Source organism: Streptomyces mobaraensis, from assembly GCF_020099395.1.
In the GTDB taxonomy this organism is placed as follows: Bacteria; Actinomycetota; Actinomycetes; order Streptomycetales; family Streptomycetaceae; genus Streptomyces.
Map to the genome: position 1 here is coordinate 3,237,283 of NZ_CP083590.1, position 26,195 is coordinate 3,263,477.

Annotated in this window: 32 protein-coding genes and 1 riboswitch; of the genes, 24 read left to right on the forward strand and 8 right to left on the reverse strand. The window is 73.9% G+C overall.

Annotation, left to right across the window (positions count from 1 at the left end):
* Positions 1-84: 84 nt before the first annotated feature.
* Entirely contained in the window at positions 85-363 is a 279-nt protein-coding gene (locus K7I03_RS13820; protein WP_185941586.1) for a DUF3099 domain-containing protein, read from the forward strand.
* A 27-nt stretch (positions 364-390) separates the two neighbouring features.
* Here the strand turns inward: K7I03_RS13820 and K7I03_RS13825 are convergent, their stop codons facing one another.
* Positions 391-756, reverse strand: a complete 366-nt coding sequence (locus tag K7I03_RS13825) for a DsrE family protein (protein ID WP_004949161.1) — start codon at positions 754-756, stop codon at positions 391-393.
* A 276-nt stretch (positions 757-1,032) separates the two neighbouring features.
* On the opposite strand from K7I03_RS13825, the gene K7I03_RS13830 reads away from it, so the two are divergent.
* From K7I03_RS13830 to ygfZ, 6 genes are all read left to right on the forward strand, one after another.
* Entirely contained in the window at positions 1,033-1,638 is a 606-nt protein-coding gene (locus K7I03_RS13830; protein ID WP_185941587.1) for an FABP family protein, read from the forward strand.
* Positions 1,633-1,762: riboswitch (cobalamin riboswitch) on the forward strand. Its footprint overlaps the gene before it by 6 nt.
* Before the next feature lie 100 nt (positions 1,763-1,862).
* Entirely contained in the window at positions 1,863-2,951 is a 1,089-nt protein-coding gene (locus K7I03_RS13835; RefSeq protein ID WP_185941588.1) for a FecCD family ABC transporter permease, read from the forward strand.
* Entirely contained in the window at positions 2,951-3,721 is a 771-nt protein-coding gene (locus K7I03_RS13840; protein WP_185941589.1) for an ABC transporter ATP-binding protein, read from the forward strand. The genes K7I03_RS13835 and K7I03_RS13840 overlap by 1 nt, the downstream gene beginning before the upstream one ends.
* 50 nt (positions 3,722-3,771) lie before the next feature.
* Complete coding sequence (locus tag K7I03_RS13845; protein ID WP_185941674.1) at positions 3,772-4,806, forward strand: ABC transporter substrate-binding protein; 1,035 nt, start codon at positions 3,772-3,774, stop codon at positions 4,804-4,806.
* Positions 4,807-4,825: 19 nt separating this feature from the next.
* Positions 4,826-5,263 (forward strand): Fur family transcriptional regulator, encoded by a 438-nt coding sequence (locus K7I03_RS13850; protein WP_185941590.1) that lies wholly within the window; start codon positions 4,826-4,828, stop codon positions 5,261-5,263.
* A gap of 53 nt (positions 5,264-5,316) precedes the next feature.
* Entirely contained in the window at positions 5,317-6,297 is a 981-nt protein-coding gene (ygfZ, locus tag K7I03_RS13855) for a CAF17-like 4Fe-4S cluster assembly/insertion protein YgfZ (protein WP_185941591.1), read from the forward strand.
* 159 nt (positions 6,298-6,456) lie between these two features.
* On the opposite strand, the gene dtd is transcribed toward ygfZ, so the two are convergent.
* The gene (gene dtd, locus K7I03_RS13860; RefSeq protein WP_185941592.1) at positions 6,457-6,882 is read right to left on the reverse strand and encodes a D-aminoacyl-tRNA deacylase; all 426 of its coding nucleotides are present in this window, start codon (positions 6,880-6,882) and stop codon (positions 6,457-6,459) included.
* Between the two features lie 158 nt (positions 6,883-7,040).
* Between dtd and K7I03_RS13865 the strand changes: the two genes are divergently transcribed.
* From K7I03_RS13865 to K7I03_RS13885, 5 genes are all read left to right on the forward strand, one after another.
* Positions 7,041-7,691: an RsiG family protein gene (locus K7I03_RS13865; RefSeq protein ID WP_185941593.1), complete on the forward strand. Its 651-nt coding sequence runs from the start codon at positions 7,041-7,043 to the stop codon at positions 7,689-7,691.
* A gap of 39 nt (positions 7,692-7,730) precedes the next feature.
* On the forward strand, positions 7,731-8,723 hold the full coding sequence (locus K7I03_RS13870; protein ID WP_185941594.1) for an asparaginase: 993 nt from the start codon (positions 7,731-7,733) through the stop codon (positions 8,721-8,723).
* A 203-nt stretch (positions 8,724-8,926) separates the two neighbouring features.
* Positions 8,927-10,165, forward strand: a complete 1,239-nt coding sequence (locus K7I03_RS13875) for a GNAT family N-acetyltransferase (RefSeq protein WP_185941595.1) — start codon at positions 8,927-8,929, stop codon at positions 10,163-10,165.
* Positions 10,166-10,429: 264 nt separating this feature from the next.
* Complete coding sequence (locus K7I03_RS13880; RefSeq protein ID WP_185941596.1) at positions 10,430-11,023, forward strand: NADPH-dependent FMN reductase; 594 nt, start codon at positions 10,430-10,432, stop codon at positions 11,021-11,023.
* Positions 11,024-11,210: 187 nt separating this feature from the next.
* A complete protein-coding gene (locus K7I03_RS13885) occupies positions 11,211-11,555 on the forward strand; it encodes a winged helix-turn-helix transcriptional regulator (protein ID WP_185941597.1) in 345 nt (114 codons plus the stop codon).
* A 13-nt stretch (positions 11,556-11,568) separates the two neighbouring features.
* On the opposite strand, the gene K7I03_RS13890 is transcribed toward K7I03_RS13885, so the two are convergent.
* Entirely contained in the window at positions 11,569-12,027 is a 459-nt protein-coding gene (locus K7I03_RS13890; RefSeq protein WP_185941598.1) for a GNAT family N-acetyltransferase, read from the reverse strand.
* Between the two features lie 88 nt (positions 12,028-12,115).
* Positions 12,116-12,841: a TetR/AcrR family transcriptional regulator gene (locus tag K7I03_RS13895; protein ID WP_185941599.1), complete on the reverse strand. Its 726-nt coding sequence runs from the start codon at positions 12,839-12,841 to the stop codon at positions 12,116-12,118.
* A gap of 105 nt (positions 12,842-12,946) precedes the next feature.
* On the opposite strand from K7I03_RS13895, the gene K7I03_RS13900 reads away from it, so the two are divergent.
* Both K7I03_RS13900 and K7I03_RS13905 read left to right on the forward strand, forming a co-directional pair.
* Positions 12,947-13,570, forward strand: coding sequence for an NADPH-dependent FMN reductase (locus K7I03_RS13900; RefSeq protein ID WP_185941600.1), 624 nt, complete (start codon positions 12,947-12,949; stop codon positions 13,568-13,570).
* 324 nt (positions 13,571-13,894) lie between these two features.
* The gene (locus K7I03_RS13905) at positions 13,895-15,502 is read left to right on the forward strand and encodes an MDR family MFS transporter (RefSeq protein WP_185941601.1); all 1,608 of its coding nucleotides are present in this window, start codon (positions 13,895-13,897) and stop codon (positions 15,500-15,502) included.
* Between the two features lie 120 nt (positions 15,503-15,622).
* Here K7I03_RS13905 and K7I03_RS13910 read toward each other — a convergent pair whose 3' ends face one another.
* Complete coding sequence (locus tag K7I03_RS13910) at positions 15,623-16,513, reverse strand: LysR family transcriptional regulator (protein ID WP_185941602.1); 891 nt, start codon at positions 16,511-16,513, stop codon at positions 15,623-15,625.
* A gap of 108 nt (positions 16,514-16,621) precedes the next feature.
* Here K7I03_RS13910 and K7I03_RS13915 point away from each other — a divergent pair, with 108 nt between their 5' ends.
* Positions 16,622-16,975, forward strand: coding sequence for a DoxX family protein (locus K7I03_RS13915; protein WP_185941603.1), 354 nt, complete (start codon positions 16,622-16,624; stop codon positions 16,973-16,975).
* A 53-nt stretch (positions 16,976-17,028) separates the two neighbouring features.
* A complete protein-coding gene (locus tag K7I03_RS13920) occupies positions 17,029-17,526 on the forward strand; it encodes a GNAT family N-acetyltransferase (protein ID WP_185941604.1) in 498 nt (165 codons plus the stop codon).
* Positions 17,527-17,542: 16 nt separating this feature from the next.
* Here the strand turns inward: K7I03_RS13920 and K7I03_RS13925 are convergent, their stop codons facing one another.
* Together K7I03_RS13925 and K7I03_RS13930 are read right to left on the reverse strand one after the other, a co-directional pair.
* Complete coding sequence (locus tag K7I03_RS13925) at positions 17,543-18,004, reverse strand: helix-turn-helix domain-containing protein (RefSeq protein ID WP_398858521.1); 462 nt, start codon at positions 18,002-18,004, stop codon at positions 17,543-17,545.
* Between the two features lie 131 nt (positions 18,005-18,135).
* Positions 18,136-19,002 (reverse strand): helix-turn-helix transcriptional regulator, encoded by an 867-nt coding sequence (locus K7I03_RS13930; protein ID WP_185941605.1) that lies wholly within the window; start codon positions 19,000-19,002, stop codon positions 18,136-18,138.
* A gap of 241 nt (positions 19,003-19,243) precedes the next feature.
* Here K7I03_RS13930 and K7I03_RS13935 point away from each other — a divergent pair, with 241 nt between their 5' ends.
* The 8 genes from K7I03_RS13935 to K7I03_RS13970 all read left to right on the forward strand — a co-directional run bounded on the left by K7I03_RS13935 (position 19,244) and on the right by K7I03_RS13970 (position 24,295).
* Positions 19,244-20,299, forward strand: coding sequence for an aldo/keto reductase (locus tag K7I03_RS13935; protein WP_185941606.1), 1,056 nt, complete (start codon positions 19,244-19,246; stop codon positions 20,297-20,299).
* Between the two features lie 30 nt (positions 20,300-20,329).
* Positions 20,330-20,635, forward strand: coding sequence for a putative quinol monooxygenase (locus K7I03_RS13940; protein ID WP_185941607.1), 306 nt, complete (start codon positions 20,330-20,332; stop codon positions 20,633-20,635).
* Between the two features lie 108 nt (positions 20,636-20,743).
* Positions 20,744-21,109 (forward strand): AAA family ATPase, encoded by a 366-nt coding sequence (locus K7I03_RS13945; RefSeq protein WP_224347038.1) that lies wholly within the window; start codon positions 20,744-20,746, stop codon positions 21,107-21,109.
* A gap of 9 nt (positions 21,110-21,118) precedes the next feature.
* The gene (locus K7I03_RS13950; RefSeq protein WP_224347039.1) at positions 21,119-21,871 is read left to right on the forward strand and encodes an AAA family ATPase; all 753 of its coding nucleotides are present in this window, start codon (positions 21,119-21,121) and stop codon (positions 21,869-21,871) included.
* A gap of 135 nt (positions 21,872-22,006) precedes the next feature.
* Positions 22,007-22,717, forward strand: a complete 711-nt coding sequence (locus tag K7I03_RS13955) for an SDR family oxidoreductase (RefSeq protein ID WP_185941608.1) — start codon at positions 22,007-22,009, stop codon at positions 22,715-22,717.
* Positions 22,718-22,801: 84 nt separating this feature from the next.
* Positions 22,802-23,179, forward strand: coding sequence for a helix-turn-helix domain-containing protein (locus K7I03_RS13960; protein ID WP_185941609.1), 378 nt, complete (start codon positions 22,802-22,804; stop codon positions 23,177-23,179).
* A 43-nt stretch (positions 23,180-23,222) separates the two neighbouring features.
* Positions 23,223-23,816 (forward strand): hypothetical protein, encoded by a 594-nt coding sequence (locus K7I03_RS13965; protein ID WP_185941610.1) that lies wholly within the window; start codon positions 23,223-23,225, stop codon positions 23,814-23,816.
* A 140-nt stretch (positions 23,817-23,956) separates the two neighbouring features.
* Positions 23,957-24,295, forward strand: coding sequence for a DUF2516 family protein (locus tag K7I03_RS13970; protein ID WP_185941611.1), 339 nt, complete (start codon positions 23,957-23,959; stop codon positions 24,293-24,295).
* A gap of 25 nt (positions 24,296-24,320) precedes the next feature.
* Here K7I03_RS13970 and K7I03_RS13975 read toward each other — a convergent pair whose 3' ends face one another.
* Positions 24,321-25,571 carry a PP2C family protein-serine/threonine phosphatase gene (locus K7I03_RS13975; RefSeq protein WP_185941612.1) on the reverse strand — a complete coding sequence of 417 codons (1,251 nt, stop codon included), beginning with the start codon at positions 25,569-25,571 and terminating at the stop codon, positions 24,321-24,323.
* Positions 25,572-26,195 lie beyond the last annotated feature (624 nt).

Below are 26,195 nucleotides of genomic sequence, written 5' to 3' on the forward strand. Positions count from 1 at the left end.
GATGGCGGGGTGCGGCCCTCCGGCACGCCCTCGGACGGGCCGCGCGCGCTGTACGGCGACCGGGCCCCGCCGTACCGTTGAAGCATGTACGCGCGGCGGCGCCACCTGTACTTCGCCATGATGGGCACGTGCGTCGGGACGTTCGTCCTGGCCTGGGCCGTCGTACGGCTGTGGTCCGTGCCCGCCGCCATCGGCATGTGCCTGTTCGCGATGGTCATCCCCCCGGTGGCGGCCATCGTGGCCAACCGCCGGGGCCCCGACGACCGCTGGTGGGACGAGGAGACGGGCGACCCCGAGTCCGACCGCTGGTGGAACGAGCTGGACGACCGGCGCGGCCGCGACGACCAGCGGGACGGCCCGTGACGGCTCAGCAGAACGATCAGTGACGGCTCAGTAGACCAGTGCCTGCACGCCGTCCGCCATGGCCTCGCCGACGAAGACCTGGGCACCCGCGATGCGCGCGCCCTCGATCAGGTCCTTCTCCTCGATGTCCCGCCGCGCCGCGCACTGCGTGCAGACGGTGATCATGCCGCCGCCCGCCCGGATGCCGTCGATCAGCTCCGGCAGCGGCGCCGCGTGCGGCAGTTCGAACTCCGCCGCCCGGCCCGGCAGGGCGAACCAGGACGACTCCCCGGTCAGCCACAGCGAGACCTCGACGCCGCTCGCGACGGCGACGGCCGCCACCGTGAACGCCTGCGAGCACCGCTCGGGCGCGTCCGCGCCCGCCGTCACCTTGATCACGAGCTTCTTCCGCATGGGATCACTGTAGGCCGGGCGCCCGTTCCCGGGGGCTCGTGCGGCCCGTACCACCTCACACCGCCGTTCCGGACCGGGCCGACTAGACTCGTCGCAGGTCCGTAACCCCTCACTCCGACCGAGGAGCGCGCTCGTGCTTGAGGCAGTCTTCACCACCCTGCTGGTCCTGGTCGCCGTCGGCGTTCTCTCGTTCGCCGGGCTGACCTGGAAGAAGCTGTACCAGGGCCAGCGCTGAGCCTCCCCGACCACCCCCTACAGATCGTCTGAGCTGAGCCCATGATCGAGATTCCGTCCGACCTCCACCGGGACCTGGTGCCCCTCGTCTTCCTCCTCGGCAAGTGGGAGGGGGCGGGCGTCGCCGACTTCCCGGGCTCCGAGAAGTGCAACTTCGGGCAGGAAGTCACCTTCACCCACGACGGCCGGGACTTCCTGGAGTACGTCTCGCACAGCTGGGTGCTCGACGCCGAGGGGAACAAGGTCCGCCCGCTGGAGACCGAGAGCGGCTACTGGCGGATCGACAAGGACCGCAAGGTCGAGGTCGTCATGATCCGCGACCAGGGCGTCGTCGAGGTCTGGTACGGCGAGCTCGCCGACAAAAAGCCGCAGATCGACATCGTCACGGACGCGGTCGCGCGGACCGCCGCGTCCGGCCCGTACTCCGGCGGCAAGCGCCTCTACGGGTACGTCAAGGGCGACCTGATGTGGGTCGGCGAGAAGGCCACCCCCGAGGTGCCGCTGCGGCCGTACATGTCCGCGCAGCTGAAGAAGACCGCCGACGTGGCCGCTCTGGAGGAGTGGGCGCGGAACCTGCCGGACGACCTGCCGGACGGCGTCTCCTTCTTCCGCCCGGACGGCACCCCCTACAACCCCGAGCAGCCGTAAGCCCCAGGCTGCCGTACGAAGCGCCCCGCGGGGGAAGTCCGGTCGAAGTCCGGCGCTGACCCGCAACGGTAGGCAGAGCACCCGCTCTGCGAGCCCGATCACCCGCGGCGGTGTCAGCTCCTGACAACTCGCCGTGGACTGCGAGGGGAGGCCCCCCGCGGCGCGGCGGGGCTCCTCCGGGCACGTCTCGCCCGGGCCCACGGCCCGAGCCGAAGGCGTCCCCCTTGGCGACCACCGCACACGCCCCGCCCGGCCCCGGCACCACCGCACCGGCGCGGCGGATCCCGCTGCCACCCCTGCTCGCCGGGCTGGCCGTGGCCCTGCTCGGCTCCCTGCTCTGCTGCGTCGCCCTCGGCTCCTCCGGCATCGGCTGGGGCCGGGTGCTCCACTACCTGGGCGCGGGGCTGACCAGCGGCAGGATCGGGGCGGACGAGGTCTCCGCCTACACCATCGTCTGGGAGCTGCGCTTCCCGCGCGCCCTGCTGGCGGCCGTGGTCGGCGCCGGGCTCGCCGCCGTCGGCGTGGCCACCCAGGCGCTGGTCCGCAACGCCCTCGCCGACCCGTTCGTGCTCGGCATCTCCTCCGGCGCCGCCGTCGGCGCCAACGCGGTGCTCCTCTTCGGCGTGCTCGGCTCGCTGGGCGTCTGGGCGCTGTCCAGCGCCGCGTTCCTCTCCGCGCTCGCCTCCATGGCCCTGGTGTACGCGGCGGCCCGCGGCACCGGGCACGGGCTGACCCCGCTGCGGCTGGTGCTGGTCGGGACGGCCATGTATTACGGCTTCTCCGCGATCACCACCCTGATGGTCTTCAGCGCGGACCGCGGCGACGCCGCCCGCTCGGCGATGATGTGGCTGCTCGGCAGCCTGGGCGGGGCGAGCTGGCAGTCCGTGCCGATCGCCGCCGGGGCCGTGCTGCTGGGCCTGGGTTATCTGCTGTGGTCGGCGCGCGGCCTGAACGTGCTGGCCATGGGCGACGAGACGTCGTCCGCGCTCGGCGTCGACCCCGAGCGGCGGCGCCGGGTGCTGTTCGTCGTGGTCGCGGCCGTCACCGGTGCCGTGGTGGCCGTCAGCGGCGCCATCGGCTTCGTCGGGCTGATGGTCCCGCACGCCACCCGGATGCTGGTCGGCGCCGACCACCGCCGGGTCCTCGCGGTCGCGCCGCTGCTGGGCGCGGTGCTGCTGGTGTGGGTGGACGTCGTCTCGCGGCTGTTGCTCGCGCCCGTCGAACTGCCGGTCGGGGTGATCACGGCGCTGATCGGCGTGCCCTGTTTCATCCTGCTGATGCGCCGGCGCGGCTACACCTTCGGAGGGGCCTGATGCGGGTCGACATCGAGGACCTGTCGGTCGAGGTGGCCGGCGCCCGGCTGGTCCGGGACGTGGAACTGCGGGCCGGGAGCGGGCAGTTCGTCGGTGTCGTCGGCCCCAACGGCAGCGGGAAGTCGACGCTGCTGCGGTGCGTCTACCGCGCGCTGCGGCCGACGCACGGCCGGGTGCTGCTGGACGGCGACGACCTGCACGGGCTCACCGCCCGCGAGGGCGCCCGGCGGCTGGCGGCGCTGCCGCAGGAGTCGGGGAGCGAGTTCGACTTCACGGTCGCCGAGGTCGTCGCGATGGGCCGGCTGCCGCACCAGCGGGGAGCCGGCCGCACCTCCCGCGAGGACACCGACGTCTGCGCGGCGGCCCTGGAACGGGTCGGCGCCGGGCATCTCGCGGACCGCGGCTTCCTCACCCTCTCCGGCGGCGAGAAGCAGCGCGTCCTGATCGCGCGCGCCCTCGCCCAGCGGCCCAAGGTGCTCGTCCTGGACGAGCCGACCAACCACCTGGACATCAGCCAGCAGCTCGAAGTCCTCGCGCTGGTACGGGACTCGGGGCTCACCGTGCTCGCCGCGCTGCACGACCTCAACCTCGCCGCGACCCACTGCGACGTCCTGTACGTCGTCCACGGCGGGCGGCTCGTCGCCTCCGGACCGCCGGACGAGGTGCTGACGTCCGGGCTGCTGGCCGACGTCTTCGGCGTCCGGGCGCACCGGGTGCCCCACCCGGTGTCCGGCGTCCCGCAACTCCTCTTCGACCGCCTGCCCCGGTGATCCCGGTGACCCCGGTGACCCCCTTCCCCAGGAGCCCCGCCATGCGAGCCATGCGCACCGCCCGCGCCCTCGTCTGCCTGACCGCCGCCCTCGCCCTCGCGGGCTGTGGCGCCCAGGTGGACGACGAGAAGACCGACGACGCCAAGAAGGCACCGGCCTCCGGCCACTACCCCGTCACCATCGAGAACTGCGGTGTGAAGACGGTGTACGACAAGGCGCCGCGCCGGGTGGTGACCAACGACGTGGGCATCGCCGAGATCATGTTCGCCCTCGGCCTGGAGGACCACATGGCCGGCTACGTGGCGCCGGACTACAAGACCAGCCGCGAGGACGACATCCCCTGGAAGGACGGCTACGACAAGGTCAAGCGGCTGTCCACCAAGCAGATCAACAAGGAGATGGTCCTCGACGCCAGGGCCGACCTCGTCTTCGCCGGCTGGAACTACGGCTTCGGCGAGGGCGACGGCTTCACGCCCGCCGCGCTCAAGAAGCTGGGCATCGGCTCGTACGTGCTCACCGAGTCCTGCCGCAGCGGCAGCGGCAAGGAGCGGGGCGTGATGCCGCCGCTGGAGGCGCTCTACACCGATCTCACCACCCTGGGGAAGATCTTCGACGTCGAGGACCGGGCGGCGAAGCTCATCGCCGGGTTCAAGAAGAAGGTCGCGGACGCGCAGGCCGCGATCCCGGCGGACGGCAAGCGGCCCAAGGTCTTCCTCTACGACGACGGCCGCGACAAGCCGGTGACGGCCGGCGCCTACGCGGGGCCGCACGACATCATCACCAAGGCCGGCGGCGACCACGTGATGAGCGACCTGAAGGACACCTGGACGACCGTCGGCTGGGAGACGGTGGTCGACCGGCGGCCCGACGTCATCGTCATCAACAACTACGGTGACGTCACCGCCGAGGAGAAGCGGAAGTTTCTGCTCTCCTACCCGCCGCTGGCCGACGTCCCGGCCGTGAAGAACAAGCGGATCTTCGTCCTCGACTATGTGGACCTCGTGGAGAGCCCGCGCAACCCGGACGCCGTCGCGGCCCTGGCCGGCTACCTCAAGGAGGTCCGGGAGGGGGTCGGGGAAGGCTGACCCCGCCTAGACTGGAGGCGTGGTGGACACCGACTGGCAGAGCGATCTCCGCAAGCGCGGCTACCGGCTGACGCCCCAGCGCCAGCTCGTCCTGGAAGCGGTGGACCGGCTGGAGCACGCGACGCCGGACGACATCCTCACCGAGGTCCGCAAGACGGCCGGCGGCATCAACATCTCCACCGTCTACCGGACGCTGGAGCTCCTGGAGGAGCTCGGCCTGGTCAGCCACGCCCACCTCGGCCACGGCGCCCCGACGTACCACCTCGCGGACCGGCACGACCACATACACCTGGTCTGCCGGGACTGCACCGGGGTGATCGAGGCGGGACTGTCGGTGGCGGCCGACTTCACCGAGCGGCTGCGCGCGGAGTTCGGCTTCGAGACGGACATGAAGCACTTCGCGATCTTCGGCCGGTGCGGGTCCTGTGCCTCGGGGAAGGCTCCGGCCGGCTCATAAGGCGGACCGTACGGGGCATCGGCCCACGCCCGCGCGAGTCGTAGGCTGGGCGCATGCTGCGTCAATCCAAGAGCCCTCTGCTGTCGCTGCCCGGCGCCGTCCCCGCCGAGGGCCCGGACGAAGGCGTCGCCGCGCACTACGGCGACCCGTTCCGCGAGCAGCGCGCGCTCGCCGACGGGTCCGGCTTCGTCGACCTCTCCCACCGGGGCGTGGTCGCCGTCTCCGGCGACGACCGGCTGAGCTGGCTGCACCTGCTGCTCACCCAGCACGTCAGCGAGCTGCCGCCCGGGCAGGCCACCGAGGCGCTGATCCTCACCGCCAACGGCCACATCGAACACGCCCTCTCCCTCGTCGACGACGGCACGACCGTCTGGGCCCACGTCGAACCCGGCACCCAGGAAGCGCTGCTCGCCTACCTGGAGAGCATGAAGTTCTTCTACCGGGTGGAGGTCGCCGACCGCACCGACGAGATCGCCGTCGTCCACCTCCCCGCCGGCTCCATCACCGAGGCCCCCGACGGCGTCGTCGTCCGCGAGACGCCGCACGGGCGCGACCTGTTCCTGCCGCGCGAACGCCTGGAGTCCTTCGCGGCGGACCACGGCCCCGCCGCCGGCACCCTCGCCCTGGAGGCCCTCCGCGTCGAGGCCCACCGGCCCCGGCTCGGACTGGAGACGGACCACCGGACGATCCCCCACGAGCTCGGGCTCATCGGCACGGCCGTCCACCTGCAGAAGGGGTGCTACCGGGGGCAGGAGACGGTGGCACGGGTGCAGAACCTGGGGAAACCGCCGCGGCGGCTCGTCTTCCTGCACCTGGACGGGAGCGACGTGCACCTGCCGGGGCACGGGGCGCCGGTGCGGCTGGCCTCTGACGGGCCTGACGGGCGGCAGCTCGGGTTCGTGACGACCGCTGTGCGGCATTACGAGCTGGGGCCGATCGCTCTCGCCCTCGTGAAGCGGAATGTTCCGGTGGACGCGGCGCTGGTCGTGGGCGAGGGGACGGCGGCGGCGCAGGAGGTCGTGGTCGAGCCGTAGGGTGCCCCGGTCCCGCCCTTTCGCCGATTCTCGCGGGGGCAAGCCCCCGCACCCCCGAAACCGCGCTCCGCGCGGTTGTCCTCAAACGCCGGACGGGCTGACTGTTCAGCCCGTCCGGCGTTTGAGGACGAGCGGCGAAGGGGCGGGACCGGGGCACCCTCACACCTCCACCAACACCGTGAACGGCCCGTCGTTCGTCAACGACACCTTCATGTCCGCCCCGAAGACCCCGGTCTCGACACGAGCCCCCAACTCCCGCAACCGAGCCACCACCTCATCCACCAAAGGCTCGGCCACGCGGCCCGGAGCAGCCGCGTTCCAGGTGGGCCGCCGCCCCTTCCGCGCGTCACCGTAAAGCGTGAACTGGGAGATCACGAGCAGCGGCGCGCCCACGTCGGAGCAGGACTTCTCGTCGGCGAGGATCCGGACGGACCACAGCTTGCGGGCGAGCTGGGCCGCCTTCTCGGGGGTGTCGTCGTGGGTCACCCCGACCAGCACGCACAGCCCCTCGCCCACGATCTCGCCGACCGTCCGGCCGTCGACGACGACGGACGCCCCGTTCACCCTCTGCACCACAGCACGCATGCCGTCCATGATGCCGGGCGCCGTCGGGCCGCCCGTTCAGGGCCGTTCGGGTGGAGACGGCCTGCGGCCGGGCGGGGCACAGTGGCACGATGCGTGCAGGCGGTGCGATATGCGGGCACAGCGTTCCGTACGCACCCGGCGCGAGGGGACGGAGCCGCATGACCACACCGATCGAGCACCACCTCAAGACACCCGAGAAGACGCCCAAGACGCTCGAAGCGCTCAGGGCGAAGGCATCGGAAGCCGGGGACGCCGTGGACAGTCTGCACGCGAGGCCGCCGAGCCAGCGGTCCGGGCGGCTCGCGGACGTTCCCGTGCGGCAGCTCGGCGAGCTGCGGCTGGCGGAGCTGCGGGCGGTGCGCAAGGAGGCCCGGCGGGAGGAGGCGGACCTCAGCTACGTCCGGCGGCTGCTCCAGGGCCGTATCGACATCCTGCGGGCCGAGCTGGAGCGCCGGTCGGCGCCGGGCACCCCGTCATCCGACCGCCGGCTGCTGGTGGACCGGCTGACGGAGATCCTCACGGACGATCCGTCCGCCCACCGCTCCTCCGCCCGCCATGTGACGCTGGGGACGCCGCACGGCGAGGAGTACCGGCGGCTGGCCGAGGACACGCTGGGCGAGGTCGGCCTGTCGGACCTGGCCGCCCGGACGGACGCCGAGCTGCGGGCGGGGCTGGCCCGGCTCGCGGCCTACGAGCGGCACGTCTCCGAGCGGCGCCGGCAGCTCCAGCGGACGGCGGACGATTGCGGTGCGGAGATCGCGCGCAGGTACCGTGAAGGAGAAGCGCAAGTAGACGACCTGCTCCCGTGACATCCCGGGGGCGGTCCCCGCCCCCGGAAGGCCCGGCCCATGAGCACCTCCACCCCTTCCCCGCCCGCGATATCCGCGCCGGACGACGTCGCGATACGTCCGGTTCTCGCCGAGGTCGTCCGGTCCGGCTTCGTCGAGGGCCGGCACCGCGGCTCGCTGGTGCTGCTGGGGGCGGACGGGAGTGTGGAGCTGGCGCTCGGCGACCCCTCCGCGCCGGTCTTCCCGCGCTCCGCCAACAAGCCGATGCAGGCCGCGGCCGTCCTCCGGGCCGGTCTGGAGCTCTCCGGGGAGCGGCTGGCCCTCGCGGCGGCGAGCCATTCGGGCGAAACGTTCCACCTGGAGCTGGTCCGCACCATGCTGGACGAGTTCGGGCTCACCGAGGGCGATCTCCAGACCCCGCCCGACCTGCCGCTGGACCCCGCCGAGGCGGAGGCGTACCTGGCCGCGGGCCGGGTGCGGGACCGGGTCACCATGAACTGTTCCGGCAAGCACGCCGCCATGATCGCCGCGTCCACCGCCAACGGCTGGCCGGTGGACTCGTATCTGGACCCCGAGCACCCCCTCCAGCGGCTCGCCCTGCGCGTCGTCGAGGAGGCGAGCGGCGAGCGCGTCGCGCACGTCGGCACGGACGGCTGCGGGGCGCCCCTGATGGCCGTCTCCCTCACCGGTCTCGCCCGCGCCTTCCGCCACTTCGTGCTCGCCGAGCCCGGTTCGCCGGAGCGGCGGGTGGCGGACGCGATGCGCGCCCACCCGGAGTACGTGGCCGGCACCCGCCGTCCCGACACCTGGCTGATGCGCGAGGTGCCGGGGGCGCTGTCGAAGATGGGCGCGGAGGCGGTCCAGGCGGTGGCGCTGCCGGACGGCCGGGCCCTGGCGTTCAAGATCGACGACGGTTCGCTGCGGGCCCTCGGCCCGGTGCTGGCCCGGGCGCTGGAGCTGGCGGGCGTCGAGGCGCCCGTCCTCGCCCGGATCGCCGACGCGCCGCTGCTGGGCGGCGGCGAGCGGGTCGGGGAGATCCGCGCGGCGTTCTGAGCGCCGGAAACGAGGCGACCGGGGGCGCCCCCGAGGCTTGGAGCGGCGTACCGAGAAACCGACGCGGTGTCCCGACAAACCGACGCGGTGTCCCGGAAAGCCGACACGGTGTCCTGGAAAGCCGACGCGGCGCCCCGGAAAGCCCTCGGGGCGCCCCGAAAACCAGGGGCGCTCCCCCGGAGCGCCCGCCTACCGTACGCCATATGGCACTTGAGATACGGACGATCGATGACGGCGATCTGACCTCCTGGGTCACCGCCATGCGCACGGGTTTCCTCACCTCCCCCACCCCCGACAAGGAGGAGGTGGAGGTCCGCGCGGCGGGCATGGACCGCGCCCGCACCCAGGGCGCCTTCGACGACGGGCGCTGCGTCGGCACGTTCCGCAGCCATCCGCAGTGGCTGACGGTGCCCGGCGGCGCGCAGCCCGCCGTGAACGCGATCACCAACGTCACCGTCTCCCCCACGCATCGCAGGCGGGGCGTGCTCAGCCGGATGATGGCGCGCGACCTGGCCGCCGCCAAGGAGCGCGGGGACGCCGCCGCGACGCTGGTCGCCGCCGAGTACCCGATCTACGGGCGGTACGGCTTCGGCGCGGCCACCACCTCCACCGCCTGGGAGGTGCACCTCGCGCGCGGCGGCCTGGACCGGCGGTACGCAGGCCCGGAGTGCGGCGGTCGGGTGGACTTCGCGGACGGCGCCACCGTCCGCGAGTTCGGACCCGGCCTGCACGAACGGCTGCGCGCCCAGCGGCACGGCGTGGTCGACCGCACCGAGCGCTGGTGGCGGTTCGCCACCGGTGACCTCCCCAGCCCCATGGGCTGGAAGGAGCCGTTCCATGTGCTGTACCGGTCTCCGGAGGGGCGCGTGGACGGCCTGCTCACCTATGGCGTCGAAGAGCAGTGGACCGCCATGCAGCCGGAGAACAAGGCCGTCGTGCGCGACCTCATCGCCGTCTCCCCGGCCGCCGAACGCGCCCTGTGGCACTACCTGTTCGCCGTCGACTGGATCACCACCGTCACCACCCGCGACCGCGCGCCCGACGACATCATGCCGCTGCTGCTGCCGGACCCGCGCGCGGCCCGGATCACCGGCCAGGCGGACCTCCTCTGGCTGCGCCCGCTCGACGTGCCGGTGCTGCTGGAGGCGCGGACGTACGCCGCCGAGGGCTCCCTCGTCCTGGAGGTCACCGACCCGGACGGGTACGCCGCCGGGCGCTACCTGCTGGAGGCCGGGCGGGAGGGGGCCGTCTGCTCGTCCACGACGCGGGACGCTGATCTCACGCTCGGGGCGGGCACGTTGGGGTCCCTGTACCTCGGCGACGAGTCGGCCGTACGGCTGGTGGCGACCGGGTCCGTCACCGAGGAACGGCCGGGGGCCGCCGCGCGGGCGGACCTGCTGCTGCGGACGCCGCGCCAGCCGTGGTGCCCCGACATCTTCTGACCGGTTCCGGCCGGGAGACGGGTTCCGACCGGTTCCGGCCGGGAGACGGGTTCCGACCGGTTCCGGCCGGGGGACGGGTTCCGACCTGTTCCGGCCGGGAGACGGGGTCCGACCGGTTCCGACCAGGGGACGAGCCGTCGCGCTCCCGGCTTGACCTCAAGTGAGCTTGAGGCTTCAAGCTCTTCCTCGTCGCCCCGTCGCCCCCGCAGCACCCACGACGCCGGGCCCACCCATCGTTCACCCTCACCGTCCGGAGGAACCGCCATGCCGCACGCCCCCTACCGCCTCGCCGTGATCGTCGCCTCCACCCGCGACGGCCGCTTCGGCCCGACCGTCGCCGGCTGGTTCGGCACCCACCTCGCCGAGCGCGACGACATCGACGTGGACGTCGTCGACCTCGCCGACCTCCCGCTCCCCGCCCGGCTCAGCCCGCAGCCGGACGCGGACGACGCCGCGCTGCTCGCCGCCGTGTCGCCGCGGCTGGAACGGGCCGACGCGTTCGTCATCATCACGCCCGAGTACAACCACAGTTACCCGGCCTCGCTGAAGGCCCTGATCGACTGGCACGCGACCCCGTGGCGGGCCAAGCCGGTGGCGTTCGTCTCCTACGGCGGGCTGTCCGGCGGCCTGCGGGCGGTCGAGCACCTGCGGCCGGTCCTGGCGGAGCTGCACGCCGTCACCATCCGCGAGACCGTCAGCTTCCACAGCCCCTGGGGCGCGTTCGACGCCTCCGGCCGCCACCTCGACGAGGAGGCGGGGAACCGGGCCGCCGGCGCGGCCAAGGTGCTGCTCGACCAGCTCACCTGGTGGGCCGTCTCGCTCCGCGAGGCCCGGGAGGCCCGGCCGTACACCGTCTGAGCCGCGTCCGCGGCTCCCACCGGCCGGCATCCGTCGGACGGCATCCCTCGGACGGCATCCCTCGGACGGCATCCCTCGGACGGCATCCCTCGGCCGGCATCCCTCGGACGGCATCCCTCGGCCGGCATCCCTCGGACGGCATCCCTCGGACGGCGCGGGAGGCGGGGCGTTGCGGCACGATGGGGTCATGACCAAGCTGATGCCGTATCACTGTCCGATCGACGCCGCCATGCATGTGATCGAAGGCAAGTGGAAGGTGCTGATCCTCTGGGAACTCCGCGACGGGCCGCGCCGGTTCGGTGCCCTGCGCAGATCCCTTCCGGGCGTGAGCGAGAAGGTCCTCACGCAGCAGCTCCGCGAGCTGGAGACGGACGGCATCGTGCACCGGCGGGTGCACGATGCCGTGCCCCCCAAGGTCGACTACTCGCTCACCGAGGACGGCCACGGGCTGAACGCCGCCCTCGCCCCGCTGGGCGCCTGGGGCGCCCGCCGCATGCTGTCCCAGGACGCGCAGGCGGACTCGGCGGCCTGACCCCGGCCGGGCGTCAGCCGGCGGCGGCGCCCGGGAGCGGGTCGCTTCCGAAGTCCATCATCATCAGCCAGTCCGGGTCGGCCACGGGCTTGAACCCGACCTGGGCGTACAGCCCGTGGGCGTCCTTGGTGCTGAGCAGCAGGCGCTTCAGCCGGTACGGGGCGAGGTGGTCGCGGACGGCCGTCGCCAGCCAGGCGCCGAGGCCGCGGCCGCGGTGGTCCGGGGAGACGTAGACGTCGCAGAGCCAGCCGAACGTCGCCAGGTCGGTGACCACCCGCGCGTAACCGGCCTGCCGGCCCTCGGGGTCGTACACCCCGAAGTTGAGGGAGCCCGCGACGGCCTTCTCGACGGTCTCCCGGCTGCGGCCGATCGCCCAGAACGCATCGGTGGACAGCCAGTGGTGGACAAGACCGACGTCAAGGCGGTCGGGATCGGTCGAGAGTTCGTACCCGTCCTGTCTGCGCATGGTCATGCGGCGGCATGCTAGCGACGGGCGGGGCGGGTGGTCCGCCGGCCGCCGGAGAGCTTGTCAGGTCGGCCGCGCACCCCCGCCGCCGCCCTCAGATGCCCAGCCGGGCCGCGATGCCGTCGAGCACGCAGTCCAGGCCCAGTTCGAACCGCCACTCGGCGTCGTCCTTGCGCTGGGCCTCCGCCAGGTAGCGGTGGGTCGCGGGGTAGCGCCCGGTCTTCATGAGCCAGGTCATCTCGGGGGCCAGCCCCTCGCGGGTCTCGTCGCCCGTGTTCCAGCCCCGCTTGCGCATCATCAGCGTCAGGCTGATCTCGGAGTCGACGGCGCCGCGCACGTAGGCGGAGGCCGTGCGGTAGACGGCCATCATCGTGTCAGCGTCCAGGCCGAGGCCGCCCAGGGCGGCGAGCACGCGCTCGGAGACGGCGAACTGGTTCGGCGTGAGCGAGAGATGGTCGGCCCGCGCCATCCACGGGTGCTCCAGCGCCAGGGCCCGGGTGCGCACGGCGACCGCGCGCAGGACCGTCCGCCAGTCGTCGGTGGCGTCGGGCAGCTCCATCTCACCGTGGACGAAGTCGACCATCAGCGCGATGAGTTCGTCCTTGCCCGAGACGTAGCGGTACGCGGCCATGGGGGCCACGCCGAGGTCGGCGGCGAGCCGGCGCATGGTGACGGCCTCCAGGCCCTCCGCGTCGGCGATGGCGACCGCGGCGGTGGCGATGCGCTGCGGGGTGAGCGCGGCCGGACGCGGCGCGGGGGCCGGCCGTTCGAGCCGTTCCCACAGGCCGGGGGCGCCGTCGGCACCGTTCGCGTCCGCCATGCGCCGCTCCTTCGTCCTGTCGGCGGCCGTCGGCCCGCCGTCGAATGCCGCGTACAGCGTATCAGCGGTAGACGCCGTACACATTGGTGTGTACGTTGTACGCTCATGGATACGACGTACACAGCCCGCACCACCCCCGACCCCCTGCGCATCGCCGTCCTCAACGGCAGCACCCGGGAAGGGCGCTTCGGCCCGGTCGTGGCCCGCTGGGTGATGAGCCGCCTCGCCGAGCGGGACGACATGGACGCCGATCTCGTCGACCTCGTCGAGACCCCGCTACCCACCGTCTTCCCCGCCTTCGGCGGCCCCGCCCCCGAGGGCGCCGCGGAACTGCTCGCCGCCGTCTCGCCCCGGCTCGCGGCGGCGGACGGCTTCGTCATCGTCACGCCGGAGTACAACCGCAGCTTCCCGGCCTCGCTGAAGAACGCCATCGACTGGCACCACCGGGAATGGCAGGCCAAGCCGGTCACCTTCGTCTCCTACGGGGGCCGGTCCGGCGGCCTGCGCGCCGTCGAGCAACTGCGGCTGGTCCTCGCCGAACTCGACGCGGCGACCCTGCGCGACACGGTCTCCTTCCAGCTCTCCGACGGCCCCTTCGACGCCGACGGCCGCCTGACCGACCGCCACGCCGAGGCCGCGGCCAAGGCCCAGCTCGACCAACTGGCCTGGTGGGCGGGCGCGCTGCGCGACGCGCGGCGGGCGGGGCCCTACGCCGCGGCGGCCGCCTGAGGCGCGGCCCGGGCCGGCCGGACCGGCTCCGCGCGACCGGCACGTCGTCGGCCCGGGGGGGCGCGCGGGTACGGGGGCGGGGGCGACGGGGAGGCGACCGCCGGCGCCCGGGGGGGGCGGCGCCCGGGGGGCGGCGCCCGGGGGGCGGCGGTCGCACCTCGCCGGCCGTCGGCCCAGCGGTCCGTCCCGGACGCCGGAGCCGGCGGCCACGACCCCGGCCCGTACCCGGCGCCCGCTCACACCCAGCTCACGGGCCACGGCCGCAGCCACAGCCACAGCCACAGCCACAGCCACCACAGTCATCGAACCTTCCCGGGGGACCCCATGACCACCACCCCACAGGACGGACCGGAGCCCGCGCCCCGGCCGTTCCCCCGCCTCGGCGTCTTCGGATTGATGCTCGGCATCTTCCTGTCGGCGCTCGACGGCCAGATCCTCAGCGCCGCGCTCCCCACGGTCGTCGGCGACCTCGGCGGCGTCGACCAGCTCTCCTGGCTGGTCACCGCCTACCTGCTCACCGCCTCCGTGACCACCCCGCTCTGGGGCAAACTCGGCGACCTCTACGGCCGGAAGGGCGCGTTCCTGGCCTCCGTGGTCCTCTTCCTGGCCGGCTCCGCGCTGTCCGGAATGGCCTCCGACATGGAGCAGTTGATCGCCTTCCGCGCGGTCCAGGGGCTGGGCGGCGGGGGCCTGATGGTCGGAGCGCTGTCCGTCATCGGCGTCCTGGTCGCCCCGGAAGACCGGGGCCGCTCGCAGTCCATGATCGGCGTGATGATGCCGGTCGCCTTCGTGGGCGGCCCGCTGCTCGGCGGGTTCCTCACCGACCACGTCGGCTGGCGCTGGGCCTTCTACGTCAACCTGCCCGTCGGCGCGGTCGTCCTCTTGGTGACCGTGGCCGGGGTCCGGCTGCCCGCCGAGCGCATCAAGGCCCGCGTCGACGTCGCCGGCATCACGCTGCTGACCCTCACCATCCTCGCCCTCACCCTGCTCGGCAGCTGGGGCGGCACCCGTTACGCCTGGCTGTCCCCGCAGACCGCCGCCCTCGGCGCGGTCGCCGCGGCGGCCCTCGCCGGGTTCGTGCGGGCGGAGCGGCGGGCGGCCGAACCCATCATCCCGCCACGCCTGTTCCACAGCCGGACCTTCGTCTCGGCGCAGATCCTGAGCTTCCTCGGCGGCGCCGCCATGCTCGCCGTCATCAGCTGCCTCCCGCAGTACCTTCAGCTCGCGCGCGGCGCCTCGTCGACGTCGGGCGGCACGCTGCTGCTGCCCCTGATGCTGGGCATGCTCGCCGCGCAGCTCACGGTCGGCCGGCTCGAGGGGCGGCTCCGCCATTACCACCCGGTCCCGGTCGTGGGCGGCGTCCTCATGCTCGCCGGAGCGCTGCTGCTGTTCGTCCTCGACGCCGGCACCTCGAAGCCCGTCGCCTCGGCGCTGACGGCCGTCCTCGGGCTGGGCCTCGGCACGGTCATGCAGAGCGCCACCCTCGCCACCCTGCGCAGCGCGCCCCCGCGCGACATGGGCGCCGCCGCCGGAACGGTCACGCTCCTGCGCACCATCGGCGGTACCCTCGGCGCGTCCGTCCTGGGCGCCGTCTACACGAGCCGCATGGGCGACGAACTCGCCGCACGCCTCGGCCGGCCGGCGGCCGACCGGCTGACCGACGGGGGCGGGCTCTCGCCCGCGGCCCTGGCGGAGCTGCCCGCGCGGGTGCGGGGGGCGGTCGGGGAGGCGGTGACCCAGGGGTTGTACGGGGTGCTTGTGGGTGCGGTCGTGCTGTCGGGGGTGGTGCTCGTCGTGGCGGTGGGTGCGACGCGCCGCTCCACCCGGGGAGAGGACGCCCCGGCCCCGCCCTCTCACCGTTTCTCGCGGGGGCTGGGCCCCCGCACCCCCAAGCGCGCTGCGCGCGCTGTCCTCAAACGCCGGACGGGCTGAATGCGCGCCGGGGGCACTACTCAGCCCGTCCGGCGTTTGAGGACGAGCGGCGAAGCCGCGACAAGCGGGGTCTGGGGCACAGCCCCAGGAAACGGCGGAAGGGCGGGACCGGGGCAACCCTCACCCACCCACCTCCAAGCAGCACCGAACGAACTCCCCCACCACCGAATCCCCCTCCTCCCCCACCCCCCAAGCCACCCCCACCCGACTGGGACTCACCCCGCTCACCGCCCGGTACACCACCCCGGGCCGCGCGTAGAACCGTGCGGCGGACTCCGGCGCCAGCGCGACGCCGTACCCATGGGCGATCGCGCTGAGCCACTCATCAGGCTGGTCGGTGACCGCGCCGACGCGGACGGGCCGGCCGCCGCGCTCGTCGGCTGCCAGCCAGTGGTCCCGCCAGGGGCCGGTCTCCGGCGGCGCGGCGACGAACGGCTCGTCCCACAGCTCGTGGAAGGCGATCCGTTGCCGCGCGGCGAGCGGATGTCCGGCGGCGAGGGCCACGCAGCGCGGCTCGGTGAACAACTCCTCGACGTGCAGCGCCTCCTGCCCGGGGAAGGGCAGCCGCAGCAGGGCCACGTCGACGTCGCCGTCGAGGAGTCCGGCGGACGGGTTCGACCAGGCGGCCTGCCGCATGTCGGCACGCCAGCCGGGCCGTCGGCGGGCGAACTCCGCGACGATGCGCGGGGTCGCCTCGTTGGCGGCGCTGGCCAGGAAGCCGACGCGCAGCACGCGGGCGGCCCGCCCGGCCGCCCGCCGGGTCTCGCGCGCCGCCGCGTCCCACCGGGCCAGCAGCGCGGGCGCCCGTTCGGCGAGGGCGCGGCCGGGCGCGGTGAGCGTCATGCCCGCGCGGGAGCGGGTGAACAGCGGCGTCCCGAGCCGGTTCTCCAGCTGCTTGATCTGCTTGGTGAGCGCCGGCTGGGAGACGTACAGCCGTTCGGCGGCGCGGGTGACGCCCCCTTCCTCCGCGACGGCGACGAAGGAGCGGAGCAGACGTGTGTCGACATCCATTCCGTCAGGTTATGGACGCGGGTATTGGACGCCAACCGGGCCCGCGGCGGACGCTGGAAGGGCCGGCGCCGCCCCTCTGCCCGCCTCCCCGAACGGAACCGGATCCGCATGGTCACCGCATACGCCGTCGTCACCGTCCTCACGATCGCCGCCAACGCCGCCATCGCCGCGGGCGACTACGCCAAGCTCGAGTTCGTCCTCGCCAACTCGGCGGAGGTGCGCGTCCCGCGGTCGTGGGTGCCCCTGCTGGCCACGCTGAAGGCGGCGGGCGCCGCCGGCCTCCTGCTGGGCCTCCTCGGCGTCCGTCCGCTCGGACTCGCCGCCGCCGTCGGACTCGTCCTCTTCTACACCGGCGCCCTGATCGCACACGTCCGCGCCCGCGTCTTCCACAACATCGCCTTCCCCGGGACCTACTTCGCACTCGCCGTCGGCACGCTCGCGCTGACGGCGGCGACGGCATGAACGGCCGCACCTCCCTCAACTCCTGTCCCGAACGGGCGCGGTACGCTACCCGCGTGATCGCGATACGGGAAGCCGGCCCGGCCGACGGCGACGCCCTCGGTGAGATCCACGCGGCGGCGTGGGAGGCGGCGTACGGGCCCTTCTTCGCGCCGGAGTTCGTCGCGAGCGCCGTACGGGACCGGCGCACGCGGTGGCACGCGCGGATCGCGGACGGGACCGGAACGCTGCTGCTCGCCACGCTCGACGACCGTCCGTCCGCCCTGTCCCGCTCCTTCCCCTCCCCGACCCGTCCGGGCCTCGCGGAGCTCCACAGCTTCTACGGGCACCCCGACGGCTGGGGCACCGGCGTCGCCGCCGCCCTGATGACCGCGACGCTGCACCGTCTGCGGGCCGACGGCCACCCCCGCGTCCACCTGTGGACCGTGCGCGACACCCCGCGTGCCCGCCGCTTCTACGCCAAGTGCGGCTTCACGGAGAGCGGCGCGACCCGCGTCGTCGACTACGGCGACGGCACCCCGATCGCCCAGGTCGAGTACGAACGGATCTGCTGAGGCCAACCCTCGGGCCTCACGCCCCCGCCGCGGCCACCAGCGCCTCCCCCGCCCGCGTCAGCGCGTACAGCACCTGCCGCCCCACGCGGTGCGAGCTGACCAGGCCGACCGTGCGGAGGGCCTTCAGGTGCTGCGAGGCGCCACCGGGAGTGAGGCCGGTGCGGCGGGCGAGGCCGGTGGTGGAGACGGGGCGGCCAGTTCGGCCAGCAGGGCCGCACGCGAGCGGCCCACCACCCCTGCCAGGGCGTCGGAGACCTCCCTCGGGCGCGCCTCCCACAACGTGCCGACGCCACGCGGCGGGTAGTGCAGCGACGCCTGCCCCAGCTCGTCCACCGTCGTGAAGACACGCGGCCAGGTGAAGGCCGAGGCACCAGCACCAGGCCCTGGCCGGTGCGCCGGGGCACTCCGCCGGTGCGCGGGACGCGCGGCGGGCACCGGCACCCGGCACCCGATCTCCGGCGTCCGGCGTCCGGCGCATGCCGCACGCGCCCGGCGCCCACAGCTCCACGCGCCGTATCAACGCCACGTACGGGCAGGGAAACGGGCGCGGAAACGGCACGGAAGCGGACGCGCCGGAGCGCGGCCACCGGCACCGCGCGCCCCCGGACCTCACCGCCCCGACGGCAGCCCCTCCCGGGCCCACACCGCCAGCAGCCGCAGCGCCGTGTCGGACGGCGATCCCTCGTCCACCGTGTGCGCGACGAGCGCCTGGTCCGGGTCGTCGGGCAGCCGGAACGTCTCGAAGCCCAGGTCGAGTTCGCCGACCGCCGGGTGCCGGTAGAGGTACCGGCCGTGCGTCTTGTCCTTGAGCCGGTGCTCGGCCCACGCCTCCCTGAACTCCGGGCTCACGGCCGAGAGTTCCGCGATCAGCGCGGCCGTCTCCGGGTCGTCCGGGTGCCGTCCCGCGTCGAGCCGGAGGTAGGCGGCGACGTCGCTCGCCTTGCCGCGCCAGTCGGCGTACAGGCCGCGTACGCCCTCGTCCAGGAAGACCAGCCGGGCCAGGTTCCGCTGCCGGGGCGGCAGCGCGCCGAAGTCCGTGATGAGGGCCGCCGCGAGCCGGTTCCACGCCAGGACGTCGGTGTTGCGCCCGACGACGTACGCCGGCACGTCCGCAGCCGAGTCCAGCAGCCGGCGCAGCCCCGGCCGGACCCGCTGGGCGGGCGCGGCCCCGTCCGGCCGGTCGGTGTCCGACCAGGGCCGGGCCAGCCGGTACAGGTGCTCGCGCTCGACCGCGTCCAGGCGCAGGGCGCGGGCGACCGCGTCCAGGACGGCCTCGGAGAAGTGCAGGGTGCGCCCCTGCTCCAGGCGGACGTAGTGGTCGACGCTCACTCCCGCCAGCCGGGCCAGCTCCTCCCTCCGCAGCCCGGGTACGCGCCGCCGCCCTCCGTAGTCCGGTAGCCCCAGCTCCGCGGGCCGCAACCGGGCCCGCCGGGACCGCAGGAACTCGCCCAACTCCGCGCGTCTGTCCAGTGCCATGCGGCGAGTATCGCCGTCCGGGCCGCCCGCTGTCGCCGCCCCAGCCTGGTCATGCCGTGCCCAGGCACCGGCTGCCACTGGGTGGGCCGCCGCCGGACGGCCAGAGTGAGGGCCACGGAAGACGACCGGCCCCCACCGCGGTGAGGGCCACGGAAACCAACCGGTCTCCACCGTGGCGAGGGCCACGAAAGACGACCGACTCCCCACCCACACGCACATCGCCACCCCAAGGAGCCCCGACATGGCCAGCGCCCCCCTCCCCACCCTCCCCCTCGGCACCACCGGCATGGACATCACCCGCCTGGGCTTCGGCTCCTGGGTGGTGGCCGGCCCCGGCTGGCGCTTCGGCTGGGGTGCAACCGACGACACCGAGTCCGTCGCCGCGATCCGGCACGCGGTCGCCTCGGGCGTGAACTGGATCGACACCGCCGCCGTCTACGGCCTGGGCCACGCCGAGGAGTTGGTCGGCAAGGCCGTCGCCGGGCTGCCCGCCGCCGAGCGCCCGTACCTGTTCACCAAGGCCGGCCTGGTGTGGGACCCGGAGCACCCGCAGGCCGCGCCCCGCCGGATCATGAAGCCGGCCAGTGTCCGCCGGGAGCTGGAGGACTCGCTGCGCCGGCTCGGCGTCGACCACATCGACCTCTACCAGGTGCACTACCCGGACACCGGCGAGTCGCTGGAGTACGCGGGCGGCGGCTTCGGCGCCGTCTCGCCGAACGCCACTCCGCTGGAGGAGTACTGGCAGGTCATGGCCGATCTGAAGGCCGAGGGCAAGGTCCGTGCGATCGGTCTCTCCAACCACTCGGCCGAGCAGCTGGCGGCCGCCGAGCGGATCGCCCACGTCGACGTCGTCCAGCCGCCGTTCTCCGCGATCAACCGCTCCGCGGCGGCCGAGATCGCCTGGGCGCACGCCAACGGGACGGGCGTGATCACCTACTCCCCGCTCCAGTCCGGCCTGCTCACCGGCGCCTTCTCGGCCGAGCGCGTCGCGAACCTCCCCGCGGACGACTGGCGGACCGACCACCACGACTTCACCACCGGCCTCGCCGCCAACCTCCGGCTGGCAGACGCGCTGCGGCCCGTGGCCGAACGGTACGGTGCCACCGTCGCCGAGACCGCCCTCGCCTGGGTGCTGGCCTGGCCCGGCATCACCGGCGCCATCGCCGGCGCCCGCACACCCGCCCAGATCGACGGCTGGATCGGCGGGGCGGCGGTGGAACTGTCGGCAGCCGACCTGGAGGAGATCGCCACCGCCATCACGACGACCGGCGCGGGCACCGGCCCCGCGCGCCCGTAACCACCCCGTTCACCCGTCAGGAGACCCGTCATGTCCCTCTTCGTCGTCGCCGAATGCCTCGCCGCCCCCGGGAAGGAGGACCGGCTCCGCACCGCCCTGGAAGCGATGATCGAGCCGTCCCTGGAGGAGCCCGGCTGCCTCGCCTACCGCCCCTACACCGACCCCAACGACCCCGCGCGCATGGTGATAGTCGAACAGTGGACGGGCGAAGAGGCGCTCGCCGAGCACTTCACCACCCCGCACTTCCGCCACGTGGCCAAGGTCCTGGAAGAGATCCTGGCCGAGCCGCTGGCCATCCACCGCCTGGTCCCCGCCCCCGAGACCCCGGCGGCCTGAACACCGCGGCCCCGCGCGGCGGACGGGGAACGGCGGACGGGGAACGGTGACGGGCCGGGGACGGCGACGGGCGGGCGGTTGTCAGACCCCCTCCGTACGCTCGGAACCGTGCTCATCACCCTCGCCGTCGAGAACTACCGCTCACTGAGCCGCCTCGTCCTGCCCCTGGGCCCGCTCACCGTGGTCACCGGAGCCAACGGCACCGGCAAGTCGTCGCTGTACCGCTCGCTGCGCCTGCTCGCCGACGCGGCGCGCGGCGGCGCGGTCGCGGCGCTCGCCCGGGAGGGCGGGCTGCCCTCCACCCTCTGGGCGGGCCCGGGGAAGACGGCGGGCCGCGACGCCGCCGCCCTGCGCCTCGGCTTCGCGGGCGACGACTTCGGGTACGCCGTCGACTTCGGCTACCCGAGCGGCGCGGCCGGCCACCCCGGGTCGTTCTTCGCCCTCGACCCCGAGATCAAGTCCGAGGCGGTCTAGAGCGGCCCGGTGCTGCGCCCGGCCGCCCTCCTGTCCGAGCGCAAGGGCCCGTACGTCAGGGTGCGTTCGGCGGACGGCGGCTGGCACCGCCGGACCGGCGCCCTCCGCGCGTACGACTCGATGCTGAGCGAGGTCGCGGACCCCCGGCACGCCCCCGATGTCCTCGCGGTCCGCGAGCGGATCCGCGCCTGGCGGTTCTACGACCACGTGCGCACCGACGCCCACGCCCCCGCCCGCGAGGCCCGGATCGGCACCCGCACCCCAGTGCTCGCCGGGGACGGCGCGGACCTGGCCGCCGCCCTCCAGACGATCCGCGAGACCGGCGACGCCGAGGCGCTCGACGCGGCGGTCGACGCCGCCTTCCCCGGCAGCCGGGTGGAGATCAATCCACTTGGCGACCGGCTGGACCTGCGGCTGCGCCAGCACGGCCTGCTCCGCCCGCTGACCGCCGCCGAACTGTCCGACGGCACCCTGCGCTACCTGATCTGGACCGCGGCCCTGCTCACCCCGCGCCCGCCGGAGCTCCTCGTCCTCAACGAACCCGAGACCAGCCTCCACCCCGACCTGCTGCCACCCCTGGCCGGCCTCATCCGCACCGCGGCCCGCCGCTCCCAGGTCATGGTCGTCACCCATGCCCATCCCCTCACGACCGCCCTCGCCCCCGAGGCCCGCGTCGTCGAACTGGTGAAGGAGTCCGGCCGGACCGCCGTCCGCGGGCAGGGACTGCTGGACGAGCCGGCGTGGCACTGGCCGAAGCGCTGAGCCCGTCGGCTCGGTGCGCAAGGGGGCGGTGGGGAAGGTGATTTGGGGAGTGCCACCATGATCGGAAGGGGCCGCGTGCGGGAGGACGGGGCGAGCAGCGGCCGGAAAGCTGTGAACGTGTGAGGAGCGGGCGGCATGAAGGACGTTCTGGTCACCGGCGCGAGCAAGGGCATCGGGTGGGCGGTTTCCCGGTGGCTGGCGGAAGAGGGGTACGGGGTCATCGGGGTGGCCCGGAGCTCGCCCGAGGGGGAGTTCCCCGGCACGTTCCTGCGGTGTGATCTCTCCGACGTCGGGGACACCGCCCGCATGCTCGAGGAGGCGACCCGGGGGCGCGCCGTGTGCCGGGTGGTCAACAACGCGGGCATCGCCCACCCCCAGCCCATCGAGGACCTGGACCTCGCCGTCCTGCAACAGGTGGTGGACCTGAACCTGCGCGCCTCGGTCCAGGTCGTGCGGGCGCTGGTGCCGGGCATGCGCGCGGAGCGGTTCGGCCGGATCGTGAACGTCACCTCCCGGGCGACGTACGGGGCCAGGGACCGCACGTCCTACGCGGCCGCCAAGAGCGCGCTCGTGGGCTGCACGCGCTCATGGGCGCTGGAGCTGGCCCCGGACGGCATCACGTCCAACGCGGTGTCGCCCGGCCCGACGGCGACGGAACTGTTCCGCCGCGCGCGGCCGGCCGGCAGTGAGGGCGAGCGCAAGGCGATCGCGGCGATTCCGATGGGGCGCCTGGGCACCCCCGACGATGTCGCCGCGGCCGTGGCGTTCCTGCTGTCGGACGATGCGGGGTTCATCACCGGCCACGTCCTCGACGTGGACGGCGGGAGCAGCCTGGGCGGCCGCTGAACAGCCGCGCCCGTCGCCCCACCCGCGGCAACACCTGCAAGCAGCCGCTTGCAAAAGTTAGCAGCATGCGGCAGCATCGACCGCATGGCATCGCTCAACGTCGGCAACCTCGGCGCGTACCTGCGCGAGCAGCGGCGCGGCGCGCAGTTGACGTTGCGTCAGCTTGCCGACGCGGCAGGGGTGTCCAACCCCTACCTCAGCCAGATCGAGCGCGGCCTGCGGAAGCCGAGCGCGGAGATCCTGCAGCAGCTCGCGAAGGCGCTGCGGATCTCGGCGGAGACGCTGTACGTGCAGGCCGGGATCCTCGACGAGCGGGCCCGGGAGGAGGCGGAGGTGCGCAGTGCGATCCTCGCCGACCCCTCGATCACCGAGCGGCAGAAGCAGGTGCTGCTGGACATCTACGACTCGTTCCGCAGGGAGAACGGGCCGAAGGAAGACGACGACGGCAAGCCCTCCGGCTGACCCCTTCCGGGGCGGCCGAAACGCGAGACGGGAGACCCATCGCATGGCCATCACCACCCAGGACATCCGCAAGGCGGCCACCGACACGGCCTACGCCGCGGCCGGTGCCGCGGACCTCGCCGCCGAGAAGCTCGGACAGGTGGTCGCCGAGGCGCCCGGGCGGCTGGAGCAGCTGCGGAAGACCGACCCGAAGGAGCTGGGCGGCCGGGTCGGCAAGCAGGCCAAGGAAGCCCAGGCGCAGGTCACGGCCAAGGTCACCGGGCTCGTCGGGTCCCTCGACGGCGACCTGAAGAAGCTCGGGCAGACCGCGCAGGACCTGGCGCTCCAGGGCGTCGGTCAGGCCGTCGGGCTGGCCGCCCGGGGCGGCGAGACCTTCGAGAAGCTGGCCGAGCGCGGCCGGGAGGCGGTACGGGTCTGGCGCGGCGAGCAGCCCGCCGACGTCGCCGAGATCCCGGTGGCCACCGAGCCGTCCGACGATGCGGAGGCGGCCGGCAAGGAGGAGAAGGAGGCGAAGGCCGCCACGGCGAACCAGGGCGCCAAGGACGACGCCAAGCCCGCCGCCCGCAAGAGCGGCACCAAGCGCACCGCCGCCGCCAAGAAGGCAGACGACACCGACGCCGCCAAGTCCGGGGCGTGACGGGCCGGCGCGCTCGGTAGCGGCGCGCGCGAACGGCCGGGAGTTCCGGGCACCTCCCCCGCCTTCCGGCCGTTCGCCGAGTACGGTGGGCAGCACGGCGGACGGTACGCGGCGCACGGACGGACGAGAGGTGGGCGGCCATGCTGGTACAGGGCTTCAACACGATCTGGGCCTTTATCTCCCTCGGCCTGCTGGTCTTCGCCACGGCCGCCTTCGTGAACGCGGCGGTCCACCGCGATGACGCCTACCGGGCCGCCGACAAGCAGAACAAGGGCTTCTGGCTGATCATCCTCGGCCTCGCCGTCGCCGTGAACCTGTTCCTGGGCGTGTGGGGCTTCCTGCCGATCCTGGGCCTGGTGGCCACGATCGTCTACTTCGTCGACGTCCGCCCGGCCCTGAAGCAGGTCACGGGCCGCGGCCCGCGCCGCCGGGGGTCGAGTTCCGACGGGCCGTACGGGCCGTACAACGGCGGCCGTTGAGCGCGGCGCCGCACCCCGCGAACGGCTAGCGGTCCAGCAGCAACACGGCCAGATCGTCCGTCAGTTCCTCGCCGTTCAGGGCCCGCACCTCGGTGACGGCCGCGTCCAGCAGCTCCTCACCCGACAGACCTTCCTTCATCTGCCGGGCGATCATCTCGACCATCCCCTCCTGCCCGAGCCGCCGCGCCCCGCCCTCCCGGCCGCCCACCCGTCCCTCTATCAGGCCGTCGGTGTACATCAGCAGGCTCCAGGCGTCGCCGAGCGCCACCTCCAGCCGCGGCCAGCGGGCCTCCGGCAGCAGGCCGAGGGCCGGGCCGCCGTCGTCCTGCGGCAGCAGGCACGGCGGCTCGCCGGGGCGGGCCAGCACCGGGGCCGGGTGGCCGGCCAGGAAGAGGGCGGCCGAGCGGCCGTCGGGCGCGATGTCCAGCGTGCAGAGGGTCGCGAAGATCTCCTCGTCGGCGCGTTCGTGCTCCAGGACCTCCTGGAGGACGCCGAGCAGCTCGCCGCCGTGGAGCCCGGCGAGGGTCAACGCCCGCCAGGCTATCCGGAGTTCGGCGCCGAGCGCCGCCTCATCCGGGCCGTGCCCGCAGACGTCGCCGATCATCGCGTGGACGGTGCCGTCGGGCGTCCGGACCGTGTCGTAGAAGTCGCCGCCGAGCAGGGCGCGGCTGCGGCCCGGCCGGTAGCGGGCGGCGAACCGCAGGCCGGATCCGGCCAGCAGCGGGTGGGGCAGCAGGCCGCGCTCCAGCCGGGCGTTCTCCTGGGCGCGCAGCCGTGACTCGGTGAGCTGGTGCTGGGCCAGGTCGGCGCGCTTGCGTTCGACGGCGTAGCGGATGGCGCGGCTGAGCACCCGGCCGTCCAGTTCGTCGCGGAAGAGGTAGTCCTGCGCGCCGACGCGGACCGCCTCGGCGGCCCGCTCGGCGTCGTTCTCCGAGGTCAGCGCGAGGACGGCGTGCCGTGGGGCGAGGCGCAGCACCCGGCGCAGGGTGTCCAGCTCGTCGCGGGGCGCGTCGGGGCCGCCGCCGGCGGGCTCCCCGGCGGCGGGCAGGGCGAGGTCGAGGAGGATGCACTGGACGTCGTGGGTGAGCAGCCGCTCCGCCTCGGTGAGGTTGCGGGCGGTGCGGATGCGGACCGGCTTGCCGGCCACCACGGTCATGTCGGCCATCTCGGGCATGGAGAGCGACCCCGCCGGGTCGTCCTCGATCACGAGCAGGGTCAGCCCGCCGTCGGACGGTCCGGCGGCGGGCGCCACCGGTCCGGGTGCGGATACGGGCATCACGTCGGTTTCCTTCCTCCCCCGGCGATCGCCGGGAGGCGCCCCACCCCCGAGGGCGACGCCGCGCAGGTCGGCGGGCGCCCGACGCGACAGTAGCGGCAGGCCGCGGGCGAACGGAATGGTACGGAGCCACCCGCCTCCGTCATATGCCGTCGCCAACGCCGCTTTTGGGGCGGGCCGGGAGGAAAACGTCATGAGAAACGTCACGTCGCACACGTACGTACGAGAACGGGTCGCGCGCTTCCCCGAAGTCCATACGACGCCCGCTCTGGAGCGCGAACCAGCCGTCGCGTGACGTGGGTTACGTGGTCCGCCTCACGTGCCGCCGCTTGTGTGGCGGGAGTTACGTGACGGAGGTTACGCGAAGCCCGTTACGTGACGGAGGTTACGCGAAGCCCGTTACGTGACCGCCGTTACGTGACCCCCGTTACGTGGCCACAGCCAGTCGGAGGGAGCCACCGGCACAGCACACGCGGTGGACGTGACGCCCGTTACGAGACGGCGGTCACGCCCCGGCCCCCGCCGTCGAGCGGGAGGCGGCAGCGGCAAGCAGCAGAGGGAGCACCCCCGCGGTACCGAGGACGGACCCGAGCTGCCCCGCCGTCCCCCGGAACGCGCCCCAAG

Coding starts and splice junctions, on each gene's coding strand:
- K7I03_RS13820 (WP_185941586.1), top strand. CDS start 85: ATGTACGCGCGGCGGCGCCACCTGTACTTCGCCATGATGGGCACGTGC.
- K7I03_RS13825 (WP_004949161.1), bottom strand. CDS start 756: ATGCGGAAGAAGCTCGTGATCAAGGTGACGGCGGGCGCGGACGCGCCC.
- K7I03_RS13830 (WP_185941587.1), top strand. CDS start 1,033: ATGATCGAGATTCCGTCCGACCTCCACCGGGACCTGGTGCCCCTCGTC.
- K7I03_RS13840 (WP_185941589.1), top strand. CDS start 2,951: ATGCGGGTCGACATCGAGGACCTGTCGGTCGAGGTGGCCGGCGCCCGG.
- K7I03_RS13845 (WP_185941674.1), top strand. CDS start 3,772: ATGCGCACCGCCCGCGCCCTCGTCTGCCTGACCGCCGCCCTCGCCCTC.
- ygfZ (WP_185941591.1), top strand. CDS start 5,317: ATGCTGCGTCAATCCAAGAGCCCTCTGCTGTCGCTGCCCGGCGCCGTC.
- dtd (WP_185941592.1), bottom strand. CDS start 6,882: ATGCGTGCTGTGGTGCAGAGGGTGAACGGGGCGTCCGTCGTCGTCGAC.
- K7I03_RS13865 (WP_185941593.1), top strand. CDS start 7,041: ATGACCACACCGATCGAGCACCACCTCAAGACACCCGAGAAGACGCCC.
- K7I03_RS13870 (WP_185941594.1), top strand. CDS start 7,731: ATGAGCACCTCCACCCCTTCCCCGCCCGCGATATCCGCGCCGGACGAC.
- K7I03_RS13875 (WP_185941595.1), top strand. CDS start 8,927: ATGGCACTTGAGATACGGACGATCGATGACGGCGATCTGACCTCCTGG.
- K7I03_RS13880 (WP_185941596.1), top strand. CDS start 10,430: ATGCCGCACGCCCCCTACCGCCTCGCCGTGATCGTCGCCTCCACCCGC.
- K7I03_RS13885 (WP_185941597.1), top strand. CDS start 11,211: ATGACCAAGCTGATGCCGTATCACTGTCCGATCGACGCCGCCATGCAT.
- K7I03_RS13890 (WP_185941598.1), bottom strand. CDS start 12,027: ATGACCATGCGCAGACAGGACGGGTACGAACTCTCGACCGATCCCGAC.
- K7I03_RS13895 (WP_185941599.1), bottom strand. CDS start 12,841: ATGGCGGACGCGAACGGTGCCGACGGCGCCCCCGGCCTGTGGGAACGG.
- K7I03_RS13900 (WP_185941600.1), top strand. CDS start 12,947: ATGGATACGACGTACACAGCCCGCACCACCCCCGACCCCCTGCGCATC.
- K7I03_RS13905 (WP_185941601.1), top strand. CDS start 13,895: ATGACCACCACCCCACAGGACGGACCGGAGCCCGCGCCCCGGCCGTTC.
- K7I03_RS13910 (WP_185941602.1), bottom strand. CDS start 16,513: ATGGATGTCGACACACGTCTGCTCCGCTCCTTCGTCGCCGTCGCGGAG.
- K7I03_RS13915 (WP_185941603.1), top strand. CDS start 16,622: ATGGTCACCGCATACGCCGTCGTCACCGTCCTCACGATCGCCGCCAAC.
- K7I03_RS13925 (WP_398858521.1), bottom strand. CDS start 18,004: ATGCGCCGGACGCCGGACGCCGGAGATCGGGTGCCGGGTGCCGGTGCC.
- K7I03_RS13930 (WP_185941605.1), bottom strand. CDS start 19,002: ATGGCACTGGACAGACGCGCGGAGTTGGGCGAGTTCCTGCGGTCCCGG.
- K7I03_RS13935 (WP_185941606.1), top strand. CDS start 19,244: ATGGCCAGCGCCCCCCTCCCCACCCTCCCCCTCGGCACCACCGGCATG.
- K7I03_RS13940 (WP_185941607.1), top strand. CDS start 20,330: ATGTCCCTCTTCGTCGTCGCCGAATGCCTCGCCGCCCCCGGGAAGGAG.
- K7I03_RS13955 (WP_185941608.1), top strand. CDS start 22,007: ATGAAGGACGTTCTGGTCACCGGCGCGAGCAAGGGCATCGGGTGGGCG.
- K7I03_RS13960 (WP_185941609.1), top strand. CDS start 22,802: ATGGCATCGCTCAACGTCGGCAACCTCGGCGCGTACCTGCGCGAGCAG.
- K7I03_RS13965 (WP_185941610.1), top strand. CDS start 23,223: ATGGCCATCACCACCCAGGACATCCGCAAGGCGGCCACCGACACGGCC.
- K7I03_RS13970 (WP_185941611.1), top strand. CDS start 23,957: ATGCTGGTACAGGGCTTCAACACGATCTGGGCCTTTATCTCCCTCGGC.
- K7I03_RS13975 (WP_185941612.1), bottom strand. CDS start 25,571: ATGCCCGTATCCGCACCCGGACCGGTGGCGCCCGCCGCCGGACCGTCC.